The sequence below is a fragment of the Hydrogenophaga sp. GW101-3F08 genome, assembly GCF_059424585.1.
Genome location: NZ_JBWKZP010000003.1, coordinates 481,051 through 506,852 on the forward strand (window position 1 = coordinate 481,051; position 25,802 = coordinate 506,852).

23 protein-coding genes are annotated in these 25,802 nt (G+C 67.1%); 10 read left to right on the plus strand and 13 right to left on the minus strand.

Annotated features, from left to right (window positions below; all coding sequences use genetic code 11):
• Window positions 1-7: 7 nt before the first annotated feature.
• A complete protein-coding gene (locus AC07YZ_RS11705; RefSeq protein ID WP_494794846.1) occupies window positions 8-1,246 on the minus strand; it encodes an MFS transporter in 1,239 nt (412 codons plus the stop codon).
• 197 nt (window positions 1,247-1,443) lie between these two features.
• Between AC07YZ_RS11705 and nosR the strand changes: the two genes are divergently transcribed.
• The 5 genes from nosR to AC07YZ_RS11730 all read left to right on the plus strand — a co-directional run bounded on the left by nosR (window position 1,444) and on the right by AC07YZ_RS11730 (window position 8,150).
• Window positions 1,444-2,829 carry a response regulator c-di-GMP phosphodiesterase, NosR family gene (gene nosR, locus AC07YZ_RS11710; RefSeq protein WP_226491239.1) on the plus strand — a complete coding sequence of 462 codons (1,386 nt, stop codon included), beginning with the start codon at window positions 1,444-1,446 and terminating at the stop codon, window positions 2,827-2,829.
• The gene (locus AC07YZ_RS11715; RefSeq protein WP_494794847.1) at window positions 2,826-4,985 is read left to right on the plus strand and encodes a PAS domain S-box protein; all 2,160 of its coding nucleotides are present in this window, start codon (window positions 2,826-2,828) and stop codon (window positions 4,983-4,985) included. Before nosR ends, AC07YZ_RS11715 begins: the two co-directional genes overlap by 4 nt.
• Window positions 4,969-6,585, plus strand: coding sequence for an EAL domain-containing protein (locus AC07YZ_RS11720; protein WP_494794848.1), 1,617 nt, complete (start codon window positions 4,969-4,971; stop codon window positions 6,583-6,585). The genes AC07YZ_RS11715 and AC07YZ_RS11720 overlap by 17 nt, the downstream gene beginning before the upstream one ends.
• Before the next feature lie 111 nt (window positions 6,586-6,696).
• The gene (locus AC07YZ_RS11725) at window positions 6,697-7,584 is read left to right on the plus strand and encodes an HDOD domain-containing protein (protein WP_226491236.1); all 888 of its coding nucleotides are present in this window, start codon (window positions 6,697-6,699) and stop codon (window positions 7,582-7,584) included.
• A 20-nt stretch (window positions 7,585-7,604) separates the two neighbouring features.
• Window positions 7,605-8,150 (plus strand): response regulator, encoded by a 546-nt coding sequence (locus AC07YZ_RS11730; protein WP_494794849.1) that lies wholly within the window; start codon window positions 7,605-7,607, stop codon window positions 8,148-8,150.
• Here AC07YZ_RS11730 and AC07YZ_RS11735 read toward each other — a convergent pair.
• A complete protein-coding gene (locus AC07YZ_RS11735) occupies window positions 8,095-9,345 on the minus strand; it encodes an MFS transporter (RefSeq protein ID WP_494794850.1) in 1,251 nt (416 codons plus the stop codon). The two genes, AC07YZ_RS11730 and AC07YZ_RS11735, sit on opposite strands and share 56 nt — an antisense overlap.
• A gap of 143 nt (window positions 9,346-9,488) precedes the next feature.
• Between AC07YZ_RS11735 and AC07YZ_RS11740 the strand changes: the two genes are divergently transcribed.
• The gene (locus AC07YZ_RS11740; protein WP_494794851.1) at window positions 9,489-10,760 is read left to right on the plus strand and encodes a patatin-like phospholipase family protein; all 1,272 of its coding nucleotides are present in this window, start codon (window positions 9,489-9,491) and stop codon (window positions 10,758-10,760) included.
• Window positions 10,761-10,962: 202 nt separating this feature from the next.
• On the plus strand, window positions 10,963-11,949 hold the full coding sequence (gene corA / locus AC07YZ_RS11745; protein WP_226491232.1) for a magnesium/cobalt transporter CorA: 987 nt from the start codon (window positions 10,963-10,965) through the stop codon (window positions 11,947-11,949).
• Window positions 11,950-12,270: 321 nt separating this feature from the next.
• Here corA and AC07YZ_RS11750 read toward each other — a convergent pair whose 3' ends face one another.
• The 5 genes from AC07YZ_RS11750 to AC07YZ_RS11770 form a co-directional block, all read right to left on the minus strand.
• On the minus strand, window positions 12,271-13,026 hold the full coding sequence (locus AC07YZ_RS11750; RefSeq protein ID WP_494794852.1) for a 5'-methylthioadenosine/adenosylhomocysteine nucleosidase: 756 nt from the start codon (window positions 13,024-13,026) through the stop codon (window positions 12,271-12,273).
• A 130-nt stretch (window positions 13,027-13,156) separates the two neighbouring features.
• Window positions 13,157-14,845: a long-chain-fatty-acid--CoA ligase gene (locus tag AC07YZ_RS11755; RefSeq protein WP_494794853.1), complete on the minus strand. Its 1,689-nt coding sequence runs from the start codon at window positions 14,843-14,845 to the stop codon at window positions 13,157-13,159.
• 255 nt (window positions 14,846-15,100) lie between these two features.
• On the minus strand, window positions 15,101-16,522 hold the full coding sequence (gene pntB / locus AC07YZ_RS11760) for a Re/Si-specific NAD(P)(+) transhydrogenase subunit beta (RefSeq protein ID WP_494794854.1): 1,422 nt from the start codon (window positions 16,520-16,522) through the stop codon (window positions 15,101-15,103).
• Between the two features lie 14 nt (window positions 16,523-16,536).
• Window positions 16,537-18,147 (minus strand): Re/Si-specific NAD(P)(+) transhydrogenase subunit alpha, encoded by a 1,611-nt coding sequence (locus tag AC07YZ_RS11765; protein WP_494794855.1) that lies wholly within the window; start codon window positions 18,145-18,147, stop codon window positions 16,537-16,539.
• Between the two features lie 48 nt (window positions 18,148-18,195).
• The gene (locus tag AC07YZ_RS11770; protein WP_494794856.1) at window positions 18,196-18,933 is read right to left on the minus strand and encodes a hypothetical protein; all 738 of its coding nucleotides are present in this window, start codon (window positions 18,931-18,933) and stop codon (window positions 18,196-18,198) included.
• A 287-nt stretch (window positions 18,934-19,220) separates the two neighbouring features.
• Here AC07YZ_RS11770 and AC07YZ_RS11775 point away from each other — a divergent pair, with 287 nt between their 5' ends.
• Genes AC07YZ_RS11775 through AC07YZ_RS11785 form a run of 3 tightly spaced genes read left to right on the plus strand, consistent with a single transcriptional unit; the run spans window position 19,221 to window position 21,637 of the window.
• A complete protein-coding gene (locus tag AC07YZ_RS11775; RefSeq protein WP_494794857.1) occupies window positions 19,221-19,739 on the plus strand; it encodes an NUDIX hydrolase in 519 nt (172 codons plus the stop codon).
• A gap of 33 nt (window positions 19,740-19,772) precedes the next feature.
• Entirely contained in the window at window positions 19,773-20,276 is a 504-nt protein-coding gene (locus AC07YZ_RS11780; RefSeq protein ID WP_226491225.1) for a hypothetical protein, read from the plus strand.
• Window positions 20,273-21,637: a GAF domain-containing protein gene (locus AC07YZ_RS11785; RefSeq protein WP_494794858.1), complete on the plus strand. Its 1,365-nt coding sequence runs from the start codon at window positions 20,273-20,275 to the stop codon at window positions 21,635-21,637. Before AC07YZ_RS11780 ends, AC07YZ_RS11785 begins: the two co-directional genes overlap by 4 nt.
• Window positions 21,638-21,648: 11 nt before the next feature.
• On the opposite strand, the gene AC07YZ_RS11790 is transcribed toward AC07YZ_RS11785, so the two are convergent.
• From AC07YZ_RS11790 to AC07YZ_RS11815, 6 genes are all read right to left on the minus strand, one after another.
• The gene (locus AC07YZ_RS11790) at window positions 21,649-22,401 is read right to left on the minus strand and encodes a hemerythrin domain-containing protein (protein WP_494794859.1); all 753 of its coding nucleotides are present in this window, start codon (window positions 22,399-22,401) and stop codon (window positions 21,649-21,651) included.
• Between the two features lie 164 nt (window positions 22,402-22,565).
• Entirely contained in the window at window positions 22,566-22,988 is a 423-nt protein-coding gene (gene arfB / locus AC07YZ_RS11795; RefSeq protein WP_226491222.1) for an alternative ribosome rescue aminoacyl-tRNA hydrolase ArfB, read from the minus strand.
• Between the two features lie 87 nt (window positions 22,989-23,075).
• Window positions 23,076-23,615, minus strand: coding sequence for a cytochrome b/b6 domain-containing protein (locus AC07YZ_RS11800; protein WP_494794860.1), 540 nt, complete (start codon window positions 23,613-23,615; stop codon window positions 23,076-23,078).
• Between the two features lie 13 nt (window positions 23,616-23,628).
• Window positions 23,629-23,886 carry a PepSY domain-containing protein gene (locus AC07YZ_RS11805; protein WP_226491220.1) on the minus strand — a complete coding sequence of 86 codons (258 nt, stop codon included), beginning with the start codon at window positions 23,884-23,886 and terminating at the stop codon, window positions 23,629-23,631.
• A 172-nt stretch (window positions 23,887-24,058) separates the two neighbouring features.
• Window positions 24,059-24,928, minus strand: a complete 870-nt coding sequence (locus AC07YZ_RS11810) for an ABC transporter permease (RefSeq protein WP_494794861.1) — start codon at window positions 24,926-24,928, stop codon at window positions 24,059-24,061.
• Window position 24,929: 1 nt separating this feature from the next.
• On the minus strand, window positions 24,930-25,799 hold the full coding sequence (locus AC07YZ_RS11815; protein WP_226491218.1) for an ABC transporter permease: 870 nt from the start codon (window positions 25,797-25,799) through the stop codon (window positions 24,930-24,932).
• Window positions 25,800-25,802 lie beyond the last annotated feature (3 nt).

Below are 25,802 nucleotides of genomic sequence, written 5' to 3' on the forward strand. Positions count from 1 at the left end.
CCATGGGTCATGGCGTTGCAGCCTGCCCCACGCCAGCGCCATGCACGCGCAGGCGGCGCGCCATGAAGATGGCGGCCAGGCTGGCGCAGGCCCCCAAAAGACCCGACACCCAGTAGTGTTGAACGAGCCCCGCCGTGTCCCGGCTGATGATGAGCCCGCCCAGAAACGAGGCCAGTCCCATCGCGGCGGATTGCACCGACGCATTGAGGGCCATGAAGGTGCCGCGCAGGGCGGGGTTGGCCGCGCCGGTCACGAGCGCCATGCCGGGGATCATGCGCCCGCTCATGCAGATGAACAGCGCGGTGGACACGATCAACACGCCCCACAGCGGCCACAGCGGCATCAGGGTGGTGGCGAGCATGGGCACGATCACCGCCAGCGCGAGCATGGTGAAGGTCCGGACCTTGCCCAGCCGGTCGGCCAGCCGGCCAAACAGCCGCGCGGTGAACAGGGTGGCCACCCCGCCACACAGGTACAGGTAGGGAATCTGGGTCTCCTGCACCCCCACATTGGTCTGCATGTAGATGGTGAGGTAGGGCAGAACGGTGAAGCCGGTGAACATCAGCAAGGCGGAAAAGGCGAACGCCCGCTGGTGGTTGGGCTCCGCGAGCACCATGCCGATGCCGCGCCAGATCGAGGGCCGGTCCTTGACCAGCAGGTGGTGGTTGAGCCTGGGCAAGGTCAGCGCGGCCCCCAGCGCCAGCACGCCACTGAGCAGCGCGATGCCGATGAAGGGCGCCTGCCAGCTCCAGTGGCTCGCCAGGAACAGCCCCAGGGGAACGCCCGCGACGGTGGACACCGAAAAGGACGACATCACGATGCCCATGGCGCGACCGCGCCGCTCGAAGGGCACCACGTCGGCCACGATGGTCTGCGACAGCGCCGAGAGCACGCCGCCGAACATGCCGGCGGCCACGCGCGCGACCATCAGGAAACCGTAGCCGGGCGCGAGGCCGCAGGCCAGCGTGGCCAGCGCGAACAGCCCGTACAGGGTGATCAGCAGGCGTTTGCGATCAAAACGATCCACATAGGTGGCCGCCGCCAGGCCCGAGGCGCCGGCCGAGAGCGTGTACGCCGACACCAGCAGCCCGAACTGCGCATCGCTGATGCCGAAGAGCCGCGTGAACTGCGGCCCCAGCGGCATCATGATCATGAAATCGAGGATGTGGGTGAACTGGATGCCGGCGATGGTGATCAGCAACCACAGCTCGCGCCGGTGTGACAGGGAAATGGTCTTGTTGTTCATGAATGGGGTCCGGTCCGGCCCTCCGAGAGGCCAGCGGTGGAGGATACGCAGCCAGGCGACCCCGCTCCCGACGCACCGCCAATGCCCTGACAGGCTGCCCTGACTTCCCACCGCCCAGGAGGGGGCGGACACGAAGGGGCTCAAGTGTGATGCCCGGGTGTCGAAATACCCAGGACACACCGGGAGTCCGTGACGCCATGACCACCATTGCCCTTCAAGAGCCACCATCCGCCGCGGCGAATGCCGGGCCACTGGCGGCACCGACGGTTCTGACCGTCGATGACGAACCCTCCGTATTGAGCGCATTGCGCCGCGTCTTCCGGGCACAGGGCATCGCGACCCTGCAGGCCACCAGCGCCGCCGAAGGCCTGGCGCTGCTGAAGACCCACCGGGTGGATCTGGTGATCTCGGACATGCGCATGCCCGAAATGGACGGGGCGCGTTTCCTGGAACTGGTGCGCTCCCATGACGAGGGCATCGCGCGCATTCTGCTGACCGGTTACGCCGACATTTCAGCCACGATCGCGGCCATCAACAAAGGCGCCATCCACCGGTACATCTCCAAGCCATGGGACGACCAGGACCTCGTTCTGGTGGTGCGCGAAGCCCTGATCCGGCGCGGCCTGGAACAGCAGAACGCCGAACTGACCGAGTTGACGAAGCGGCAGAACGAACAGCTTCGCGACGCCAACCAGACCCTGGAGTCGCGCGTGGCCGCGCGAACCGCCGAACTCCAGCAGATCAACGGCATGCTGGACGCGGCATACGAGGATCTGGACAACACCTTCGTGCTGGCGGTCAACGTGTTTTCCAGCCTGATGGAGATGCGCGTCGGCAACTCCGGCCATTCACGCCGGGTGGCGGATCTGAGCCGCGAGACCGCCAGGCGCCTGGGCTTGTCGGACCGCGAGATCCGCGACATCCATCTGGCCGCGCTGGTCCACGACGTGGGCAACATCGGGTTTCCCGACGCGATGCTGGGCAAGTCGGTCTCCGCCTACAACCCGGAAGAAACCCAGCGCTACCGGCGCCACCCGATCGACGGCGAAACCACGTTGATGGCGCTGTCGCAGCTGCAAGGGGTGGCGCGCATCGTGCGCCAGCACCACGAACGCGTGGACGGAAAAGGTTTTCCCGATGGCCTGGCGGCGCCCGAGATCGTGATGGGCGCGCGCATCGTGGCAGCGGCCAGCGATCTGGACGACATGATCAACGGCAACCTGGGGGACCAGCGCTGCACCGTGGAACGCGCGCAGAAATTGCTCCACGGCGGCATTGACACGCGCTACGACCGCTCCGTGGTCGAAACCATGATCAAGGTCGTCGATGACCTGGCGGCCGCGGCCAAGGCGGACGTGCACATGGATGTGCGCGATCTGCGTCCCGGCATGGTGCTGGCACGCGACCTGGTGTCGTCCAGAGGAGCCATCCTGCTGGCGGCGGGCTATGTGTTCGACGAACGCGTGGTCAAGCAGGTGGGCGACTTTTCCGCGAGGGAAGGCGTTCGGCTCACGCTGTGGATCCGCAAGAGCTCGATCCCGCAGGACGCCAAAGCCCTGGATGTGCCGAGGAGCCAGTCATGATGGACGTCGCGGACCAACAGAAATCGAATGCCGCGGTGGCCCGGGAGATCGTCGACGCGGTGGCCGTTCCCTCGGCCTTGCTGGGAGATGGGCGGATCCTGGCGGCCAACGATGCGTTGTGCCGGCTGGGCTCGCGCAGTCCGTCGGCGCTGCTCGGCATGTCCTTGCTGGACCTGGTGGACGAGAGCACGCGCGCGCCTCTGCACGCCGCGATCCTGACCTGCTCGGAGCACGGCGAGGTACCGCCCGTGGTTTCGGGTTCGGTCATGACCCCCGACGGGGGGCTTCGTCCGGTGGAGATCCATGCCCGGCAGGTCTGTTTCGACGATCGGGTCCAGGTGGTGGTGACCTGCGTGGATCTCAGCGACGTGATGCACGTGCAAAGCAGTTTGCTGGGCATGACCGAGATGCTGTCGCAGATCATCGACGGGGCCTCGGTGGCGTCGCTGGTGATCGACCAGTACCACCGGGTGACGCACTGGAACACGGCCTGCGAGCGCATGACGGGCATCAAGCGCAACGAGGTGCTCGGGTCGCGAGAGGGCTGGAAAGCGTTCTACCCGGAACAGCGCCCCTTGCTCGCGGACATGATCGTCGATGGGGTCGATGAAGCGACCATGCGGTCGTTCTACGGCGGGCAGATGCACCGTTCCTCCATCATCGCCGGCGGTGTCGAGGTCGAGGCCTTCTTTCCACAGTTCGGCACCTCGGGCAAGTGGCTGTTTTTCACGGCCGCCCCCCTCTACGACGCCCGGGGCGCGGTGATCGGGGCCATCGAAACCCTGCAGGACGTGACCGCCCGCAGGACCTCGGAAGACGAGCTGCTGCGGCACCGCAACGAGCTCGAAGAACTCGTCCGGCAACGCTCGGCCGAGCTGGCGGCCACCGCCCGTGACCTGGAGCTGTTCATCGCCAATTCGCCCATCGGGGTGGCCTATGCCAAGAAAGGCGTGATCCAGCGCGTCAATCCCGCCATGGCCGACATGTTCGGTTATGCCGCGTCCGACATGGCCGGTCTGCCGGCCCGTGCGACCTACCTGACGGAAGAGGACTTCGCCAACTTTGAAAGCCATGTCATTCCCCGGTTCAAAAAAGGCGAACCCATTCACCTGGAGATGTGGATGCGCCGCGCCGATGGCCATCCCATCTGGGTGCAGGTCGATGCTTACGTGGCCAACTCGGCGGCCCCAGGTCTTGGCACCTGGTGGATGATGCAGGACCGCTCCGACATCCGCGATGCCCAGGCACAGCTGCAGGAGCGGATCAACCAGCTCGATGCGATGAACCATCAGTTGGAGGAAGCGCAGAACCAGCTGCTTCAGCAGGACAAGATGGCGTCGATCGGGCAACTGGCGGCCGGCGTGGCGCACGAGATCAACAACCCGATCGGCTTCGTCAGCTCCAACCTCAACTCCCTGCGCCAATACGTCACCGGTCTCCTGGACCTGAGCGAGGCCTGCGACGCGGCGGTGGCCGCCCCGGGCGACGCCACCGCGGCCGCCGCGCTGACGAAGAAGCGGGAAGAGGTCGAGATCGAGTTCCTGCGCGAGGACCTCCCGCTGCTGCTGGACGAATGCGCCGAGGGCCTGGGGCGCGTCAAGAAGATCGTGCAGGACCTCAAGGACTTCTCGCGCGTCGATCATTCGGACTGGCAGGAGGCCGATCTGAACGTGGGCCTGGAGTCCACCCTCAACGTCGTGCGCCACGAAGTGAAATACAAGGCCGAGGTGGTCAAGAAGCTCGCGCCGCTGCCACCGGTGCTGTGCCTGGCCGCCCAGCTCAACCAGGTGTTCATGAACCTGATCGTCAACGCGGCGCACGCCATTGTGGACAAGGGAACGATCACCTTGTTGTCCGGCGTCGAGCAGGACTGGGTCTGGGTGCAGGTGGAGGACACGGGCTGCGGCATGAGTGCCGAAGTCCAGCGCCGGATCTTCGAGCCCTTCTTCACCACCAAGGACGTGGGCAAGGGAACCGGGCTGGGCATGTCGCTGTCGTTCTCCATCGTCCAGAAACACGGCGGCACGATCCAGGTGCGCTCCACCGTCGGGGAGGGCACAGCCATCCGCGTCTGGCTGCCGGTCGCGGGACCCGTTGCGCAAGGAAAAGACACCATTCCACCGGTGTGGGAGCACGAACATGAACACACAGTCTGAGCGCGCCATGCCGCAGACGGATCGCATCAACACGGAAAGCCCCGACCCGGCAACGGTGCCACGCTTCCAGACACACTGGAACCTGGTCAGCGGCCAGTTGGTCGCGGTGGAACTGCTCTGGCAAGGCGAGATCCTGGACGGACTGGACGCTTGCGGTCACCCGCTGCGCGAGCGCCAGGAGGCCGCCTGCCGACAAGTGGCCACCGTGCTGGACGGACACGTGGGCGATGTGCGGCTGTGCCTTCCCCTGGAATGGCTGGAGCTGGCGCTGCCCGGCACGGTGGACGACTGGCTGACCACGCTGGCGGCGTGGGGTCTGAAGGCCTCGCTGTTGTCGGTGCTGGTTCCGGAGCGCCGGGCGGCAGCCGATGGCAAGGCGCTGGCGACAACGCTGACGCCCTTGCGCGCGGCGGGCGTGGAGGTGATCCTGGGTGGCTTCGGGGCCGGCGCGTCGAGCCTGTCCGAACTGCGGGAGCTGCCTCTGGACGTGATCCGGATCGACCGCGCCGTGGTGCCCGACATCGTGACCGACAGCCACGACACCTCGTTGACCCGATCGCTGATCCAGCTCGTTCATGGGCTGCACATGCGCGTCATGGCCGACGGCGTGACCCACGACGACCAGCTGCAACGCCTGGTGGACCACGGATGCGATCTCGCGCAGGGCGACTGTTTCGGCGCCGCGCAGACCGCCGAGGGTCTGCATGCCCTGCTGCACGCGGGCGCATCCATGCCCCAGGGCCTGCTGGGCACGCGTCCACGCCGCCGCACCCTGCTCCTGGTGGACGACGAGGCGGCGATCCTGTCGTCGCTCAAGCGCCTGTTTCGCCGCGATGGTTACCACATCCTCACCGCCACCAGCGGCCGCCAGGGGTTGGAGCTGCTGGCCAGTCAACCGGTGGACGTGATCGTTTCGGACCAGCGCATGCCGGAAATGACGGGCATCGAGTTCCTGCGCGAAGCCAAGCGCCTGTACCCCAACACCGTGCGCCTGACCTTGTCGGGCTACACCGATCTGCAATCGATCATCGAGGCGGTCAACGAGGGTTCCGTGTACAAGTTCCTCACCAAGCCCTGGGACGACGACCTCCTGCGCAACCACGTGGCCAAGGCCTTTGAACAGAGTGAACTGGCCGCGGAAAACTGCCGCCTCGGGGGCGCGGTCCACCGGGCCAACCGGGAGTTGATCGTGGCCAACCAGCGGCTCTCGCGCATGGCGCGCGACGAAAGCGCCCGCCGGCTGGCCATGCAGAGCGCCGCGGGCGCCTCCAGGGACGCCCTGGACGGGCTGCCGATGGCCGTTTTCGGCATCGGAGAAGACGGCATGCTGGCCTACGTCAACCGCCTGGCCGTGCGCCAATGGCCCGAATGGTCGTCGGCCTTGGGGGGAGACCCGGCGCCCTCCATGCTGCAACTGCTGACCGCGCTGGGACAACCCGCCCAGCGCTCCGACACGGACGGGCTGTGCACCGCCATCAACGGTCGAAACGCCCTCGTCTGGCTCCACCAGGTGCCTGGACAAAAAAAGCCCCTGGGCCATCTGATGATGGTTCAGCTGCTGGAAGACGCCGCCGTCGCGGCCCCGGACCGGCTGGCATGAACCCGCCGCTGCGCACCCAGAATCCCGCCGGTGTCACCCGGCGCATGGGCCCGCGCACGACAACGGTTCTGGTCGGTCATCCAACAACAGTGCCTTCAGGGAGAGTTCATCATGTATGTGGAACCAGTTGAGTCTGCGGCCCCGCCGCGACATCTGAAACCCGCCACGCTGGCCCGGTGCATCGGCGAGCTGCCTTCGCTGCCCGGCGCCTTCATCGCGGCGGTCGAAGCGCTGAGCAAGGACGACGCACCGGCTTCGACCTGCATCGAAGCGATCGAGCGCGATCAAGCGCTGTCCGTACGCATCCTGCGGCTGGCCAACTCCGCGTTCTATGGGGCGCAGGGGCAGGTCGCCAGCATCGGCGATGCCGTGCAGATGCTGGGCCTGCGAACCGTGGCGAGCACGCTGGCGGCCATTTCCCTGCGGTCCAGCTTCGGGGCGGTGCGGTGCGAGGGGTTCAGCTTCGACACCTATTGGCGCCACACCTTGTGCACCGCCATCTCGGCCAGGGAATTGGCCCGGATCGCGTCGCTGGACACCGGCGAGGCCTTTCTGCTGGGCTTGCTGCACGACGTGGGCAAGCTGATTCTGGCCATCACCAGCCCGGAACTGGAGGCACAGGCGCTGCGGCTCTGCGCGGCCGAAGGGCTGGCCTTGCACGAGGCGGAGCAGCGGGTGCTCGGTGTGTCACACGCCGAGGTCGGCGCCACCGTGGCCCAGCAATGGAACTTCCCGGCCACCCTCTCGGCGGCGATTGCCACCCACCATCTTCCGGCTTCCATCCCTGAGGGTGAGCGTCTGACCTTCTCGCACCTGGTGCAGTTGGCCAACCACATGGCCCATGGCCTGGAAGCCGCACCCACCGGGGGCGCGGGTCCGGAAGCGGAGGCCGAGTTCCTGATGGACCCGATGTGGTCCGTCCTGGACGCCAGCGAGCCGCAGCTGCGCCGTCTGACGCAGCGCGTCGTGAGCGAGCTGTCCGTCATGTCCTGTGCATGAACCACGTTGTCGGAGCACCCATGAACCCAGCACTTCAAGGCAGCCTTCTCCTCGTCGATGACGAAGCCCCCATCGTTCGCGCCCTGCACCGTGCATTGCGCGGCCCCCTGGGCAGTCAGGTGACGATCGTGACGCACTGCAGCGGTGCGGACGCTCTCGCCGAGTTGCGGGTGCGACGGTTTGACGTCATCGTCAGCGATCTGCGCATGCCCAGCATGGGCGGCATGGAGCTGCTGGCCACGGCGGCGGACATGCAGCCCGGGTGCGTGCGGATGATTCTGACGGGAACGGCGGATTTCGCGACCGCCCAGGAGGCGGTGAACCAGTTCGGCCTGTACCGCTACCTCACCAAACCCTGGGACACCGACGAGCTGGTTCATCACGTTTCATCGGCCCTGGCCTTCAGCCTGGCGCAACGTGCGCAGCAGGATCAGGCCACGCAGTGGGTGGCCAGCCAGGTCGGCGCCGAAGAGCTGGAGCGGCGCCGGCTCGAAGCCCTGGAACCCGGCATCACCCAGGTGGATTGGGACGAACAAGGCTGCGTGATCCTGCCGCTGCTGGACTGATCGGCGATCCGTCCGGCGGCGCATCGCCACGGCCTTCCTTTACGGTGAACAGCAGAAGCAGCGCGGCGGCCATCGCGCAGGCGGTCGAAAACAGGAACGCCGCCCAGGGCGCGATGGCCTGGTAGATCCAGCCAAACACGACGGAGGCGGGCAGCAGGAAGAGGCCGGCGGTCAGGTTGAACCAGCCAAAGGCCGTGCCGCGCCGGTTCTGCGGCGCCAGGTCGGCCACCAGCGCTTTTTCCACCCCTTCGGTCGCCGCCATGAACAGGCCGTAGAAGCCGAACAGGGCAAACAGCACCCAGCCATCGGTGTTGATGAGGCCCAGCGTGGCGTAGAAGATGGCATAGGCCACATAGCCCAGCAGCAGCAGCCTGACGCGGCCCAGCCGGTCGGAGAGCGCGGACAGGGGCGTGGCGAACAGCATGGCAATGACCGAGACCGCCGCCCACAGCAGCGGCACCTGCGCCTGGGGCACGCCCAGTTCGTTGGCGCGCAGCAACAGGAACATGTTGGAGGAGTTGCCCAGCGTGAACAGGGCCACCACCAGCAGGTAGCGCCGGAAGACCGGGGGCATGTCGCCCAGCCGCCAGTCGAACCCCGCGCTCACCGGGTGTGGCTCGGCCTTCGGCTCCCGGATGGCCAGCGCCAGCCCGACGCAGATGAGCGCGGGCACGATGGACCACAGGAAGATGTCCCTGAGCGACACCTGTGCCGCCAGCAGGCCAAACGCCAGCAAGGGGCCCACGACCGCGCCCGCGTTGTCCATGGCGCGGTGCAGGCCGAAAGCCAGCCCGCGCCGGTCCGGTGTGACGCTGGCGGCCAGCAGGGCGTCCCTGGGGGAACTGCGCAGCCCCTTGCCAACGCGATCGGCGAACCGGATGGCCAGCAGGAAGGGCCAGCTGCTGGCAAAAGCGATCAGGGGCCGCCCAAAGCCGGCCAGGGCATAGCCGAACACGATCCAGGGCTTGGACTTGCGCGTGCGGTCCACAACGACGCCGGAGAACAGCTTGAGCAGGCTCGCGGTCGCCTCGGCGATGCCTTCGATGATGCCCAGGGCGCGGGGCCCCGCCATCAGCACGGAGGCGAGATACAGCGGCACCAACGGGTAGAGCATCTCGCTCGCGCTGTCGTTGACCAGGCTGATGAGCCCGATAAACCAGACGGTGCGCGGCAGGCTCCAGATGGCTTTGAGCATGGTTGCATCCTTGTGCACGGGCCGCCCAGGCCCCTCCATATTCACGGCAACCGTCGAAAACACGGGGGGGATGTGTCATGATTTTGGGCAACCGCCCAACGTCATCGCAGGCACCGCCCGCGCCTGGGCTCAAGGCTCCGATTGTGTCACTCGATACGCTGATCTCGCGCAACCTGCTCGACACCCAACTGTCCGAGACCGCCTCGGGCCATTGCGCGCTGGTGCTGATGGGCGGCGGCGCCCGCACGGCCTACCAGGCCGGCGTGCTCAAGGCGGTGGCGTCCATGCTGGCGAGCCGGGCCCCCACGACCGCCGGCTCCTCGCCCACCCCCTTCCCCTTCCAGGGGCTGTTCGGCACCTCGGCCGGCGCCCTCAACGCGGCCTACCTCGCCAGCCACGCCACCGATGGGCTGCACGCCCTGCCCCGCCTGGCCGCGTTCTGGGGCGGCCTGCGCTCGGAGCACATCTACCGGCTCGAAGCACCGGGCTGGGTGCGCGCCAACCGCATCATCGCCGGGCTCACCCTGGCGCGCCAGGTGCGGCGCTACCGCGCCCTGCTCGACACCCTGCCCCTGGTGGACACCCTGCACCGCGCGATCGACCTCGACGGGCTGGAGCGCGCGCTGCAGCAAGGCCACATCGATGTGCTGGGGGTCACCGCGTCCAGCTACACCACGGGCGAACACTGGACCTTCTGCCAGACCCGGCCCGACCACCCGGTGCCGCCCTGGCACCGCCCCGGGCGGCGCGCCGACTTCCAGCCCATCACCATCGAACACCTGATGGCCTCCAGCGCCATTCCTTTCCTGTTTCCGGCCGTGCCCCTGTGGGTGAACGGCCACAAGGAGCATTTTGGCGACGGCTCGATGCGCCAGCTCTCGCCCCTGTCGCCGGCCATCCACTTCCGGGCGCGCCGGGTGCTGGTGATCGGCGTGGGGCAACCCCAGCGCTCGGGCCTGGTCGCGCGCGCCAACGACGAGCCGACGGCCGGCACCATCGCCGGACATGCCATGGCCAGCGTGTTCCACGACACCCTGCAGGCCGACGTGGAGCAGGCCCAGCGGGTGAGCGAGACGCTGGCCAGGCTCCCCCCCGAACTGGCCGCGCGCCTGCCCTACCGGCCGGTGCACGTGATGGCGGTGCAGCCCAGTTTTTCGCTCGACGAACTCGCACGCAAACACATCGGTGCCCTGCCCGCGCCGACGCGCAACACCCTCACCGGCCTGGGCGCGCTCGACACCGGCCAGGGCGCCGCCGGCAGCGCCGCCGCCCTGGCCAGCTACCTGCTGTTCGAACCCGATTTCGTCAACGCCCTGATCGAACTGGGCGAAGGCGACGCCTGGCGACGAAAGGACGAATTGATGGGGTTTTTCGGCCTCCCGCTGGAGGCCGACGTGCAGGCCACGGTGCCATAATCGGCACCAGTTTCAACCCGCAAAGAGCCCCCATGGAAAGCACACCCCCCAGTTGTGTGCTTTCAGCCTCCCCCGCGACCGTCTGAGCGCTGCCCCTCGCAGCCCCTGAGATTCGGTGGCCGGCCGGCTGAAAGCGCCGCCCGAACCGCCCCGAGGCCCCGCAGGCCTGCCCCCCTCAGACATTCCCCGCCGGGAGCGCCCCATGCTCAACGTATTCACCCTGGCCAATGGCCGTCTGTTCCAGGAAGAGATCGAGTCGCTCGAAGAGCTGGCCCGGTTCAAGCCCATCTGGGTCGACCTTGAAGAACCCACGCCCGAGGAGCGGCGCTGGGTCAAGCAGCACTTCGGCCTGTCGATCCCCGAAGACGCGATGGACGACGACATCGAAGAATCGGCCCGCTTCTTCGAGGAAGACAACGGCGAACTGCACATCCGCTCCGACTTCCTGATCGATGACGATGAAAGCCCGCATGCGGTGCGCGTGGCCTTCATCCTCAACGAGCACAACGCCGAGCTCAAGAGCCAGGGGGTGCTGTTTTCCATCCACGATGAAGACGTGCCGGTGTTCCGCCTGCTGCGCATGCGCGCGCGCCGCATGCCAGGCCTGATCGAAAACGCCCGCGACGTGCTGCTGATGCTGTTCGATGCCGACGCCGAATACTGCGCCGACACGCTCGAAGACATCTACGACGATCTGGACGATGTGAGCCGCCAGGTGCTGGCCGGCGACGTGACGGACAACAAGGCCGGCGAGGTGCTCTCGGCGATCGCGCGCCACGAAGACATGTCGGGCCGCATCCGCCGCAACGTGATGGACACGCGCCGCGCGGTCAGCTTCATGATGCGCAGCCGCATGCTCAGCGCCGAGCAGTTCGAGGACGCGCGCCAGATCCTGCGCGACCTCGATTCGCTCGACAGCCACACCGCCTTCCTGTTCGACAAGATCAACTTCCTGATGGACGCCACGGTCGGTTTCATCAACATCAACCAGAACAAGATCATCAAGATCTTCTCGGTGGCCAGCGTCGCCCTGCTGCCCCCCACGCTGATCGCCAGCCTCTACGGTATGAACTTCCAGTACATGCCCGAGCTGAGCCAGAAGTGGGGCTATCCGTTCGCGCTGGCACTGATGGTGCTGTCGGCCGTGGTGCCGATGCTGTACTTCCGCAAGCGCGGCTGGTTGCGGTAGGCCCACCCCCGCGCCGGGCTGCGCCCGTCACCCCCTCAAGGGGGCGATGCCTGCGGCCTGGCAAAGCCAGTTCCGCGGCATCCTGGGTCAAGGCACTCCACGCCGTAGAGGACGTTGGTGCCGGGGCACCGCGGAACCGACTCAAGGTGTTGATGCATGCGGCCTGGCGGAACCAGTTTCGCGGCGTCCGGGGTCAGGGCACGTCACGCCGGAGGGGGAGTTGGTGCCAGGGCACCGCGGAACCGGCTTTTCCGGGCCGCCAGTGCCGCCCCCTTGAGGGGGTGACGGGCCACGCAGTGAGCCCGGCGCGGGGGTGGTCCATCAGACCATCATCGATTCGATGATGGCGCCGCTGTAGCGGCTGGCCACCTCGCGCAGGAAGCGCGGGAAGTCCACGTGGGCTGCGTCGTCGGCGCGGTCGGAGATGGTGCGCACCACGGCCAGGGGCACGCCGAAGTCGTGGCACACCTGCGCGAAGGCCGCGCCTTCCATTTCCACCGCCAGCGCCTCGGGCAGTTCGCGCTGCAGGGCCGCGCCCTCCGCCGTGGTCGCGACGAAGCGGTCGCCGCTGATGAGCAACCCCTGGTGCAGGCGTGGCGCGTGCAGGCCGAAGGCCGCTACCGTCTCAGTGCCCAGCTGCTGCGGCAGGGTGTGCAGCATGCGCTCGCAGGCCAGTTCCAGGGCGTCGGTGAGCGAGGCGTCGGCGCCGAAGCGCGCGCGGCCATAGCCGGGTACCTCGTGGCGCGGGAAGAGGGGCGAAGCGTCCATGTCGTGCTGCAGGAAACTGCGCGCGAGCACCACGTCACCCACGTTGACGCCAGCGCCCAGCCCGCCCGCCACACCGGTGAAGACGATGCGGTTCACACCGAAGCGCTGAATGAGCAGCGTGGCCGTGGTCGCGGCCGACACCTTGCCGATGCCGCTGAGCACCGCCACGACATCCTGCCCATGCAGATGGCCCACCCAGAACTCGCGCCCACCCACGATCTTTTTCTGTTCGTCTGGCATCAGCGCCAGCACACTGGCAAGTTCGTCGTGCAGAGCCGAGACAATGGCGATTGGGGCACTGGTCTTCATGCCCGTATTGGACCAGAAGCGAACGCCTCACCGGCGCGCGGGCCTCGATCCCAAACGCGGTGGAACCGGCTTTGCCGGGCCACTCGCGTTGCCCCCCTGGGGGGGGTGACGCCGCAGGCGGCGCGGGGGGCTACTTCTTGTCTCTGAGTTCGCGGCGCAGGATCTTGCCCACAGGGGTCTTGGGCATCTCGGTGCGGAACTCCACCACCTTGGGCTGCTTGTAGCCGGTGAGGTTGGCCTTGCAGAAGTCGCGCACCTGCGACTCGGTCAGCGACGCATCCTTCTTCACGATCACCAGCTTGACCGCCTCGCCCGACTTCTCGTCGGGCACACCGACCACGGCGCACTCCATCACGCCGGGCAACTGGGCCACCACGTCCTCGACCTCGTTGGGGTACACGTTGAAGCCGCTGACCAGGACCATGTCCTTCTTGCGGTCCACGATCTTGAAATAGCCGCGCGCGTCCATCACGCCCACGTCACCGGTCTTGAAGTAGCCGTCGGGTGTCATGACCTTGGCGGTCTCGTCCGGGCGCTGCCAGTAACCGGCCATCACCTGCGGCCCCTTGATGGCGATCTCACCGGGCTGGCCCTGGGGCACTTCGTTGCCGTCGTCGTCCAGGCACTTCATCCAGGTGTTCGGCAGCGGCACGCCGATGGTGCCGCTGTATTCGGTGCTGGTGGTGGGGTTGCAACTGGCCGACGGACTGGTCTCCGACAGGCCATAGCCTTCGCAGATCGGGCAGCCGGTTTTCTCCAGCCAGAGCCTGGCCACGGCGGCCTGCACCGCCATGCCACCACCAACCGACACCTTCAGGTTGCTCCAGTTGACGGTGTTGAAATCGGGGTGGTTCGCCAGGCCGTTGAACAGGGTGTTGACGGCCGGGAAGCTGTGGAAGGTGTGCTTGCCCAGTTCCTTGAGCACCGCGGGCAGATCGCGCGGGTTGGGGATCAGGATGGTCTTGCCGCCGGTGCGCAGGGACAGCATCATGTTCACCGTGAAGGCGAAGATGTGGTACAGCGGCAGAGCGCAGACGCTGGTGGGCTGCTCGCCGGCCGGCACGGTCTTCATCACCGGGTCGTTCCAGGCCTCGGACTGCAGCACGTTGGCGATCACGTTGCTCTGCAGCAGCACGGCGCCTTTGCTCACCCCGGTGGTGCCACCGGTGTATTGCAGCACGGCCACGTCGTCGGGCCGGATCTCGGGGCGCTTGAAGCTGCCCCGGGTGCCTTTGGCGATGGCGTCGTTGAAACGCACCGCCTGCGGCAGGCTGAACGCCGGCACCATCTTTTTGACGTTGCGCACCACGTAGTTGACGATCGCGCCCTTGAGCAGACCGAGCAGATCGCCCATGGCCGCGAGCACCACGTGCTTGACCGGCGTGCTGGCAATGCACTGCTCCAGCGTGTGCGCGAAGTTTTCGATGATGACGATGGCCTTGGCGCCCGAGTCCTTGAGCTGGTGCTCCAGCTCACGCGGCGTGTACAGCGGGTTCACGTTGACCACCACGAAGCCCGCGCGCAGGATGCCCGCTACCGCCACCGGGTACTGGGGCACGTTGGGCATCATGATGGCGACGCGGTCGCCCTTGACCAAACCCAGCCCCTGCAGGTAGGCCGCGAAAGCCTGCGACAGGCTGTCGGCCTGGGCAAAGCTGAGCTCCTTGCCCATGAAGCTGTAGGCGGGGCGGCCGGCGTATTTCTGAAAACTCTCCTCCATCAGATGCACCAGCGACGGGTACTGCGCGACATCGATATCGGCGGGTACACCACTGGGGTAAACGCCCAGCCAGGGACGATCGGCCGTCGGTTCGGTCATGCGTGATCTCCGTTAGTTTTGTTTGAAACCATAACCTGACATTCTCCTTCGGGGCACACGGGCCAGCTCTCGTGTTTTTCCCTTATGAACGACTGACAGCCTACTCTAAAACCTGGGGTGTCCTTGCCTCGGTGCTACAGAAACAAAGAGCCCGTGTCACCACAGGCTCACGGCCTTTTCCGGTGCCGCATCGGCCCGGTGCACACCAAAGCCGCATCCCTCACGGCCCGCCCATCGACGGCGGCCAACGCGCGCTCAGGTCTTCAACGCCACCAGCACCTCGTCGAGCATCTTCTTGGCGTCGCCGAACAACATCCGGTTGTTGTCCTTGTAGAAGAGCGGGTTGTCCACGCCGGCGTAACCCGAGGCCATGCTGCGCTTCATCACGATGGAGGTGCGCGCCTTCCAGACTTCCAGCACCGGCATGCCGGCGATGGGACTGGTCGGGTCTTCCTGCGCCGCGGGGTTCACGATGTCGTTGGCGCCGATCACCATCGTCACATCGGTGTCGGGAAAGTCTTCGTTGAGTTCGTCCATCTCGAACACGATGTCGTAAGGCACCTTGGCCTCGGCCAGCAGCACGTTCATGTGGCCGGGCATGCGGCCGGCCACCGGGTGGATGCCAAAGCGCACGTTCACGCCCTTTTCGCGCAGATGCCGGGTGATCTCGAACACCGTGTGCTGCGCCTGCGCCACCGCCATGCCGTAGCCCGGCACGATGATCACGTTCTTGGCCTCGCGCAGCATCTCGGCGGTCTCGGCGGCGAGGATGGGGGTCACCTCGCCGGCCGGCTCGGCTGCCGCACCGCCCGCCGCCTTGGGCGCGGCGCTGGTGGAGCCGAAGCCGCCGGCGATCACGCTGATGAAGCTGCGGTTCATCGCATTGCACATGATGTAGGACAGGATGGCGCCGCTGGAGCCGACCAGTGCCCCGGTCACGATCAGCAGGTCGTTGGACAGCATGAAGCCCGTGGCCGCGGCCGCCCAGCCCGAGTAGCTGTTGAGCATGGACACCACCACCGGCATGTCGGCGCCGCCAATGGCCATCACCATGTGGATGCCGAACAGCAGCGCGATGGCGCTCATCACGAACAGCGGGAGCATGCCGTCCTGCAGCGTCTCGGCCTGCAGGAACAGACGGCCGAAATAGATCACCGCCAGCAGACCGGCCAGGTTCATCCAGTGGCGCCCGGGCAGCAGCATGGGCTTGCCGCCGACACGGCCCGAGAGTTTGCCGAAGGCGATGACCGAGCCCGAGAAAGTGACCGCGCCGATGAAGATGCCGATGTAGATCTCCATCGCGTGGATCGTGTGCGCCGCCCCCTCGAAGCCCTTGGTCGCCTCTGGGTCAACGTAGGTGGCGTAACCCACCAGCACCGCGGCCATGCCGACCATGCTGTGCATCAGCGCCACCAGCTCGGGCATCTGAGTCATTTGCACTTTGCGGGCGGCGGTCAGGCCGATGGCTCCGCCGACCACCATGGCGCCGATGATCCAGGGAAGCCCGGCGGCGGTGACCTGCGGGCCGAACACCGTGGCCGCGACGGCCAGCGCCATGCCGACCATGCCGAACAGGTTGCCGCGGCGCGAGGTTTCCTGGTTGGACAGGCCGCCCAGGCTGAGGATGAAGAGAATGGTCGCACCAATGTAGGAGACCGTGGCCAGACTTGCAGACATTCAGGGTCTCCTTCTTATTTGCGGAACATCGCCAGCATGCGCTGGGTGACGGCGAAGCCGCCGAACATATTGATGGCGGTGAGCACCAGCGCCAGCGCGGCCAGGGCGACGATCAGCGTGTTGGGCCGCTCGGTGGCATTGGCCATGGGCGATATCTGCACCAGCGCGCCGATGGCGATGATGGAGCTGATGGCGTTGGTCACGCTCATCAGCGGCGTGTGCAGCGCGGGCTTCACGTTCCACACCACCATGTAGCCGACGAAGCAGGCCAGCACGAACACCGTGAAGTGCGACAGGAATTCGGCCGGTGCGTAGGCGCCCACCAGCGCGAACAACACCGCCGTGACACCGGCCACGATGGCCAGCTTGCCCGCCGGCATCGGCCCCGAAGGCTCGCCGTGGCCCTTCTTGGCCACCGGCGCGACAGCGGGCTTGGGCGCCGGTTTGGGCGCAGCCGCCAGCGGCGGGGCCGGCCAGGTGATCTCGCCGTTCTTGATCACGGTCAGGCCACGGATGGCGTCGTCTTCCATGTTGACATTGATCACGCCGTCCTTGGTCTTGCACAGCTCTTCGCTCAGGCGGAACAGGTTGGTCGCGTACAGCGTGGACGACTGGCGCGCCATGCGCGAGGCCAGGTCGGTGTAGCCGACGATGGTGACGCCGTGGCGCACCACCGCCTCGCCGGGCACGGTCAGCTCGCAGTTGCCGCCCTGCTCGGCCGCCATGTCCACGATCACGCTGCCGGGCTTCATGCTCTTCACCATCTCGGCGGTGATCAGCTTGGGCGCCGGTTTGCCGGGGATCAGCGCGGTGGTGATGATGATGTCCACCTCGCGCGCCTGCTTGGCGTACATCTCGCGCTGCGCGGCCTGGAAGCCCTCACTCATGACCTTGGCGTAACCGCCGCCGCCCGAGCCCTCTTCTTCGTAGTCCACCTTGACGAACTCGCCGCCCAGCGAGACCACCTGGTCGGCCACCTCGGCACGCGTGTCGTTGGCGCGCACGATGGCGCCCAGGCTGGCGGCCGCGCCGATGGCGGCCAGGCCGGCCACGCCGGCACCGGCGATGAAGACCTTGGCCGGGGGCACCTTGCCCGCGGCCGTGATCTGGCCATTGAAGAAGCGGCCAAAAGCGTTGGCCGCCTCGACCACGGCGCGGTAGCCGCTGACGCCGGCCATCGAGGTCAGCGCGTCCATCTTCTGCGCCCGGCTGAGCGTGCGCGGCAGCGCGTCGATGGACAACACGGTGACCTTCTTCGCGGCCAGCTGCTGCATCAGCTCCGGGTTCTGGGCCGGCCAGATGAAGCCGATCAGCGTCTGCCCTTCGTGCATCAGCGCCACTTCGTCGGGCGTGGGGGCGCGCACTTTGAAGACGATGTCGGCGCTGTTCCAGAGTTCGGTGGCCGAGCCGGCGATGCTGGCGCCCGCTTCGCGGTAAGCCTCGTCGCTCAGATCGGCCAGTTCGCCCGCGCCCGTTTCCACCACCACGCCAAAGCCCAGCTTGGCGAGTTTGGTGACCACGTCGGGCACAGTGGCCACACGTTTTTCGCCGGGGAAGGTTTCACGGGGAATGCCGATGCGCTGCGGGGTGGCAGCGGCGGTGTCGGTCGGTGCGCCAGAAGTCATGGACAGGTCCTCAATGCTGGGAGTTCAAAAAACAGGATGGGTGGCCGGTCAGCCGCCGTCGGCCGCAGCAGCAGGCTGCGGCGGTACGACCACCTGGATGGGCGGCATCTCCAGACGGCCGGAGAGCGAATAGACGCTGCTCTTGACCGCGTCCTTCAGCTGCCGCCCCCACACCACGTGGGCGGGCGGCACGTCCTGGGGCAGGGCGCCCACGGCAGCGCTGCCGTCAGCGCTGATCGGAAACACCGTGAAGACGCGCACGTCCACGAACGAGCCCGTGGAGATCGCATGCCGGCTCCACACGGTGTAGAAGGGTGGCAGCTCCGTGCCTTCTTCGGTCTTGAGGGCACCTTCCAGCTGGGGCGCCAGGGCCTTGATCACGCTGGAACCGTTGTACCGGGGCATCACGGTCAGGCATTGGAGGAGCGACGCATTGAAGCCTTCATTGCCTTCGCGATAGTTGTGTTCATCCGACTTGCAATTGGGCGAGTAGGTCATGTAGCCACCCCGGCCACCGCCCATGCCTTGCGAATTGGCGCTCACCAGGACCAGCACAGGCACTTCGCTGGCGCTCCCGTCGCGGACAAAAAGCTTGGCCTGCACCGCCAGCGCGCCCGACTTTTCTCCCCCGTAGCTCTGCGCGCGATCCGGCAGCGGCACTTCCTTCCAGCCCTCGTCGGCGAACCGGATGTCCACCCGCCCGACCGAGAACTCGGCCGCGTGGCTGGTCACAGCCCCCCACAGCATGCACCCGCAGACCATGGCCTTCCACATTCTTCTGGACATTTTTGTTGGTTCCCATCGTGTGTGCCGGGCCCTCCGCCCGGTGTCGTCTGTTTTGCCAGCCGGACGCCGTCCCTGGTCGGCGCCGGCACCCGTCCCTGGGCTCTTCTGGCAGCGCGCCAGCTTAACCGACGCGTTTCGGGTCTTCGCCGCCGGCAAGCCCTTGTCGCACAAGGGTTTGTACCAAGCACCGGGTGCGCAGAGGCCACCGCACCCGTGCAACGTTTCATCATGCGGCAAGAACTACCACCTCAAGGGACAGCCAGACGATCGGTCGGGATAATGCCCGAATGAACACCCGTTGGAAACCCAGTGTCACCGTGGCGGCCATCATCGAGCGCGACGGCCGCTACCTGCTGGTCGAAGAGCACACGCCCGAGGGCCTGTGCCTGAACAACCCGGCCGGCCACCTCGACCCCGGGGAGAGCCCCACCGAAGGCGTGACGCGCGAAACGCTGGAAGAAACCGCCCACCACTTCACGCCCACGGCCCTGGTCGGCGTCTACCTCTCGCGCTTCCAGCGGGCCAGCACCGGCGAAGACATCACCTACCTGCGCTTCGCCTATTGCGGCGAACTGGGCGACTTCGATCCACAACGCGAGCTCGACACCAGCATCGTGCGCACCCTGTGGATGACGCCCGACGAAATCCGCGCCAGCGCCGGGCGCCACCGCAGCCCGCTGGTGCTGCGCTGCGTGGAGGACCACCTGGCGGGCCAGCGCTATCCGATGGAACTGGTGCACACCGAACCGTCCGTGAACGCGCCCGGTGGCGCCGACCCTTTGCCGCCGGCCACGCCATCGCTATGATCTCCGGCGTTCGGTGCCTTCGGCTCACCCACCTTGGAACACCCCGCCGCCCCGCCCCAGCTCAACCGTGACCTGCTCGACATGATGGCCCGCGGGGTGTCGGTCATCGTCAGTGCCTGCGGGCACGACCTCACCCCCAGCGTCATGCGGGCACTGGGCAGCCAGATCAGCGCTTCGGGCGACTTCGTCACGGTCTACCTCGGGCAGCGCCCCTCGGCGCAGTTGCTGCGCGACGTGGCCGCCAGCGGCCGCATGGCGGTGGTGTTCAGCGAGCCCAGCACCCACCGCACGGTGCAGCTCAAGACCCGCCGCGCCCGGTTGCGCGAGGCGCGCCCGGAAGACGCCGCCGTGCTGCAGCGCTACCGGCTCGCCATGCAGCAGGAGCTGGGTGGCCTTGGTTTCGGCCCGGCGTTCGTCTCGGCGATGTTCGCGCACCGGATCGACGACGTGGTGGCGGTGGAATTCACCCCCGACGAAGCCTTTGACCAGACGCCCGGGCCCCGCGCTGGCCAGCCCCTGGGTGGGCCGGCCCCATGACCGCGGTGGACCTGGCCGAGCTGCGGCCCTGTCTGGAAGGCGCGATCCCGGCCATGATGGCCACCTGCGCGGCCGACGGCACACCCAACGTCGCCTACATATCCCAGGTGTTCTACGTCGACGAGCGGCACGTGGCGCTGTCGTTCCAGTTCTTCAACAAGACGCGCAAGAACCTGCTGGCGCAACCGCGCTCCACGGTGTTGGTGCTGCATCCACTGACGGCGTGCTTCTACCGCCTGCACCTGCGCTACCTGCGCACCGAAGACAGCGGCCCGGTGTTTGAAAGCATGAAGGCCCAGTTGGCGGGCATCGCCTCGCACAGCGGCATGGCCCATGTGTTTCGCCTGCTGGGCTCGGACATCCACGAGGTGTGCGAGATCGAGCGTGTGCCCGGCGACCCTTCGTCCACACCACTGCCGCCGGCGCCCCCGCGCTGCAACCTGCTGGGCGCGTTGCGCCGCGGCAGCGCGCGACTGGCGGCCTGCGCCACGCTCGACGCGCTGCTCGACGCCACCCTGCAGACGCTGGAGCAGGACCTGGGCATCCGGCATGCCATGGTGCTCATCCTCGACCCGGTCACCGAGCGGCTCTACACCGTGGCCAGCCGGGGCTACGCCACCTCGGGCGTGGGCTCGGAGATCGCGCTGGGCGACGGCGTGATCGGCGTGGCCGCGCGCGAGCGCACGCCGGTGCGCATCATGCACATGGCCAGCGCCTACCTGTACAGCCGGGCGCTGCGCGACAGCCTGGCGGGCGATGGCAGCGCTGCGATCAGCACCGACATCCCCTACCCCGGTCTGCCCGAACCACGCAGCCAGTTGGCCGTGCCCCTGCTCTCGGCCGGCCGGGTGCTGGGCGTGCTGTTCGTGGAGAGCCCGCTGGAGCTGCAGTTCAGCTTCGAGGACGAAGACCTGCTGGTCACGCTGGGCGGGCAACTCGCCGCCGGCATCGACCTCATGCAGGAAAGCGCCGAGCCCTGCCCCGACATGCCCGGCACCGAGCACCCCGCCGCGCCCGCGAAAGCCCCGGCCGGTCCACGCCTGCAGGTGCGCCACTACCGCAGCAACGACAGCGTGTTCGTCAACAACGCCTACCTGATCAAGGGCGTGGCCGGCGCCATCCTGTGGAAACTGCTGCAGGACCGGCAGCGCCAGGGCCGCCGCGAGTTCACCAACCGCGAACTGCGGCTGGACCGCGCGCTGCGCCTGCCGGACGTGGCCGACAACCTCGAAGCGCGCTTGCTGCTGCTGCAGCGCCGGCTGGCCGAGCAATGCCCCCAGCTGCACATCGAAAAAACCGGCCGCGGCTGTTTCCACTTCGACACCGCCGGTCCTGTCGAGCTCGAGGACGTCGCCGCCTGAGGCCAGCGGCTTCAGGCCATCACCAGGCCGTCCACCGGCGCCAGACCCAGCCCCTGCGCCAGCTTGGCCCAGTCGCGCTCCGCCAGTTGCGCGCGCACCCCGTCCAGCACCGCCTGGAACACCGGGGCCGGTGCGCCCTGGCGCATGCCGCCCAGCATCTCCAGCCGTTCCGGCGCGTTCATGTGCGGCAGCATCCAGCGCATCACCAGCATCATTTCGGCCGGCGGCACGGTGGCCAGCAGGCCGTCGTGGATGCCCACCAGCTCGGCGTCGCTGAAGGCTTGCCAGAGGGCGGTGTTGTGCACGGTTTCTTCGATGTGCATGTGCTGCAGGTTCTCGGCCACGAACAGCGCCAGCGCCAGGTACAGGTTCTGCAGCGCCAGCGCGCACGCGGCCGGCGCCAGCCCCTGCAGACCATCGGCCATGGAGCGCAGTCGCGCGATCTGCTCCAAATGCCTGACGTGTTCGTCGGCCACGCCCTCAACCACACCCGGGCTGCGCGCCTCGATGGCCGGGTGCACGAAACCGTTCTCATGGCGCACGTGCGCGGCGCACAGGTCCAGCAGCGCGCCCAGGCGCTCGTGGGTGGCGGCCACCTCCTCGGCGTCGGCCGGGTCGGTCCGGCCCACGGCCAGCAGGGTGTCGGTCATGAAGGCGCGCAGGGCCTTGTGAATACCGGCGTACAGATTGACGCGGCCCGTTCCGGCCTCGACGGCCTGGGCGGTGGCGGCGACCTGCGCCAGTTCGTGGGTGTTCGATTGCATGGGATTCCTTTCGCGGGCCAGGCCCGGCTGCTTCGTGGGTGGCGGCGACGCCCCGTGCGTCGCCTGCCATGGAAAGCAGTCTAGGAACCGGCCCTTCGGCGCGCTGCTAAATAGCGCTTAAAGGAACCCTAAAAACATCTTAAGCGCGCGAAATGGACCCGAAGTCAATCCAGACCGCGCACACGACCGCGCTGCTGCTTGACCTGCGAGCGCGTGGCCTTGCCTTCGAGTCGCCGTTGTTTGGAGCCGAAGGTCGGCTTGGTGGGCTTGCGCGCCTTGGGCAGCGTGGCCACACTGTCCACCAGCGCCTGCAGCCGCTCCAGCGCCTCGGCCTTGTTCTGCTCCAGGCTGCGGCTGGTCTGTGCCTTGATGACCACCACACCCTCGGTGGTGATGCGCTGGTCGCTCAGGGCCAGCAACCGTTCCTTGATGGCCTCGGGCAACGACGACGCGTGAATGGCGAAGCGCAGGTGCACCGCGTTGGACACCTTGTTCACGTTCTGCCCGCCCGCACCCTGCGCGCGGATGGCGGTGAATTCGACTTCGGAAGGATCGATGCGGGGCATGCGCGGCAGTGTGCCACGCATGAAACGACCTGCTGCCGGGCCGCCCCAAGGCAGGTCAGCCCCCGCGGGGGGCAGCGACCCGCACAGCGGCGGAGTGTGGGGGCTCAGTCAATACCGTTCCTTGACACCCGTGACCATGGCCTTCAGGAGGCGGGCGCGCTCGATGCGCCCCATGATCAGCGCTGCCGCCGCATGCAGGCCCACCAGGATGATCAGCGCCTCGCCGATCCCCTCGTGCAAATCCTGCAGCCACTCTTCGCCCCAGTAGGCGTCAAGCCCCTGCATCCAGCCGGTCACGCCCAGCGCGAGCACCAGGCCCATGAGCGCCATCATCATCAGCGCGCCCAGCGGGTTGTGCCCCCAGTGGAATTCGGCGCGACCCGACAACACCCCGCGCACGTGGCGCGCGATGCGCCCCGGCGTCGGGAAAAAATCGGTGAACCGCGCATGGCGCGATCCGACAAAGCCCCACACCACCCGCGCCAACACCAGGGCCGAAGCGAGGTAACCCGCCCACTGGTGGACGGTCTCGCCGTCGTCGAGCACGAAGCTGTTCAACAGCACGCAGACCACCAGGGTCCAGTGGAAAACGCGGACAAACAGGTCCCAGACCGGTCGGCTGGCTTCGAGGGTGGCAGAGGGCTTCATCGTTCAATCGGAATCACTTGGTTTCGAGAATGGCCGCGGTGGCGGGATCGAAATAGATTTCGACCTTCTTGCCGTCCTTGTCGAAGCCGTAGATCTCGTAACACTCGCCCTTGGAGACCTTGAAGGTCTTGATCTGGTAGCCCTTTTCTTCCAGCCCCTTCTTGAACGTGGCTTCGGGCATCCACTTCTCTTTGGGCACATTGCAGGTCGGGCCGGCGAGAGCCACGCCGGAGACAGCGATCAACAGGGCGGAGACAACAAATGATTTCATGGAACATCCTTTTTCAATAGCACCCCAGCAAGTGCTGGTGCGCGTATTGAAAGGGGTTCACATGAAGCGAGCCTTAAGAGCCCTGTGTGAAAGTGTGACGACCCGTGAGCACGGTTACAGGTGGGCGAAACGCGTGGATTCGGCGCTTCGCGCCATGCCCCACACCACCGACTCAGGCGTGTTCGCTGGGTCGCCGCGCACCGCTGCGCCACAGCAGCATCAACGCCAGCAGGGCCGAGGCCACCATCAGAAAAAGGCTGATGGCGTTGAGCACCGGCGTGGCGCCCTCGCGCATGCGGCCGTACATCAGCACCGTGAGCGGCGAGTCCGAGCCCACCAGCATCAGCGTGGTGTTGAAGTTCTCGAACGACATCAGAAAGGCCATGGCCGCGGCGCCGATCATGCTGGGGCGCAGGTAGGGCAAGGTGATGGTCCAGAGCACCGCGAGGCGGCTCGCGCCCAGGTTGTAGGCGGCCTCTTCGAGCGTGCGGTCGAAGCGGCGCAGGCTGGCCGAGATGGTGAGCGTGGCGATGGTCACGATGTAGCAGAACTGCCCCAGGATCACCAGCGGCAGACCGGGCCGCAGAAAGTCCAGCTCCAGGCCCCAGGTCTCGTCGGCGAAGTTGGCAATGCGGCTGGCGAAGGCGAGGATGGAGATGCCCAGGATCACGCCCGGGATCACCAGCGGCAACATGCTGAGCAACGCGATGGCACTCTTGCCCGGGAATTCAAAACGCTCCAGCAGGAACGCGTTGCAGGTGCCCACGCCCACCGAGAGCAGCGTGACCCACAGCGCCACCCAGGCGCTCACGCCCATGCTCTGCAGCAGTTCGGCGTCGTGCAGCAGACCGGTGCGCGCGTCGCTGTTGGCGGTGAACCAGTCCAGCGTGAACCCCATCCACGGCGGCGTGGGGTAGTCGGCGTTGTTGAATGCGAACAGCGCAACCACCAGCAGCGGCACGAACAGGAACACGAAGAAGCCGGCAACGAAGGTGCCGAGGCCGAAGCGCTGCAAGGCGGGGCGGGGCAGGCTGGGGATCATGTCAGCTCGCCTTCATCACGGCGCCGAAGCGCTGGCCGGTCAGTTTGAGTCCGGCCCACACCAGCAGACTGGAGAGGAACAGCAGCAGGAAGCCAAACGCCGCGCCCTGGTTCCAGTTGAAGCGGGTGATGAACTGGGTGTAGATCTGCTCGGTGAACCAGAGCGAGTTCTTGCCGCCCAGCAGCGTGGGCGTGAGGTAGTTGCCCAGGCAGAGCATGAAGACGACGATGCAGCCGGCGGCGATGCCCGGCGCGGCGTGCGGGATCACGATGCGGCGCACGATATTGGCCGTCGAGCCGCCGAGGTCGTAGGCGGCTTCGATCAGACTGTCGTCCAGGCTCTCCAGGCTGTTCACGAGCGGGATCACCATGAACAGCAGCGAGGCGTAGACCAGACCCACCAGGATGGTGGCGTCGTGGTACAGCAGTTCCACCGGTTGATCGGCCAGGCCCACGGCCTGCAGCAGGCCCGAGACCACGCCGGTTTCGCGCAGCAGGATCAGCCAGCCCAGGGTGCGCACCATCTCGCTCACCCAGAACGGCAGCAGGCACAGCACCAAGAGCACCAGCCGGGCCCGGCCCTGGGCCACCTTGGCGATGTACCAGGCGGCGGGGAACGCCAGCAGCAGCGTGATCACCGTGGCCAGCACCGACATCACCGCCGTGCGCACGAAGGTGTTCCAGTACAGCGGCTCGTCCACGAAGGTGCGGAACTGGTCCAGGCTGGCCGCGTACTCGCCCGGCCCCACGCGCGCCTGCAGCGACAGGAAGAGCAGCTCCACGTGCGGCAGGATCACCAGCCCCAGCAACCACAACAGCGCCGGCGCGAGCAGCACCCCAAGAAGGAAACGGCGGTGCGTGGCGGTGCTCATGGA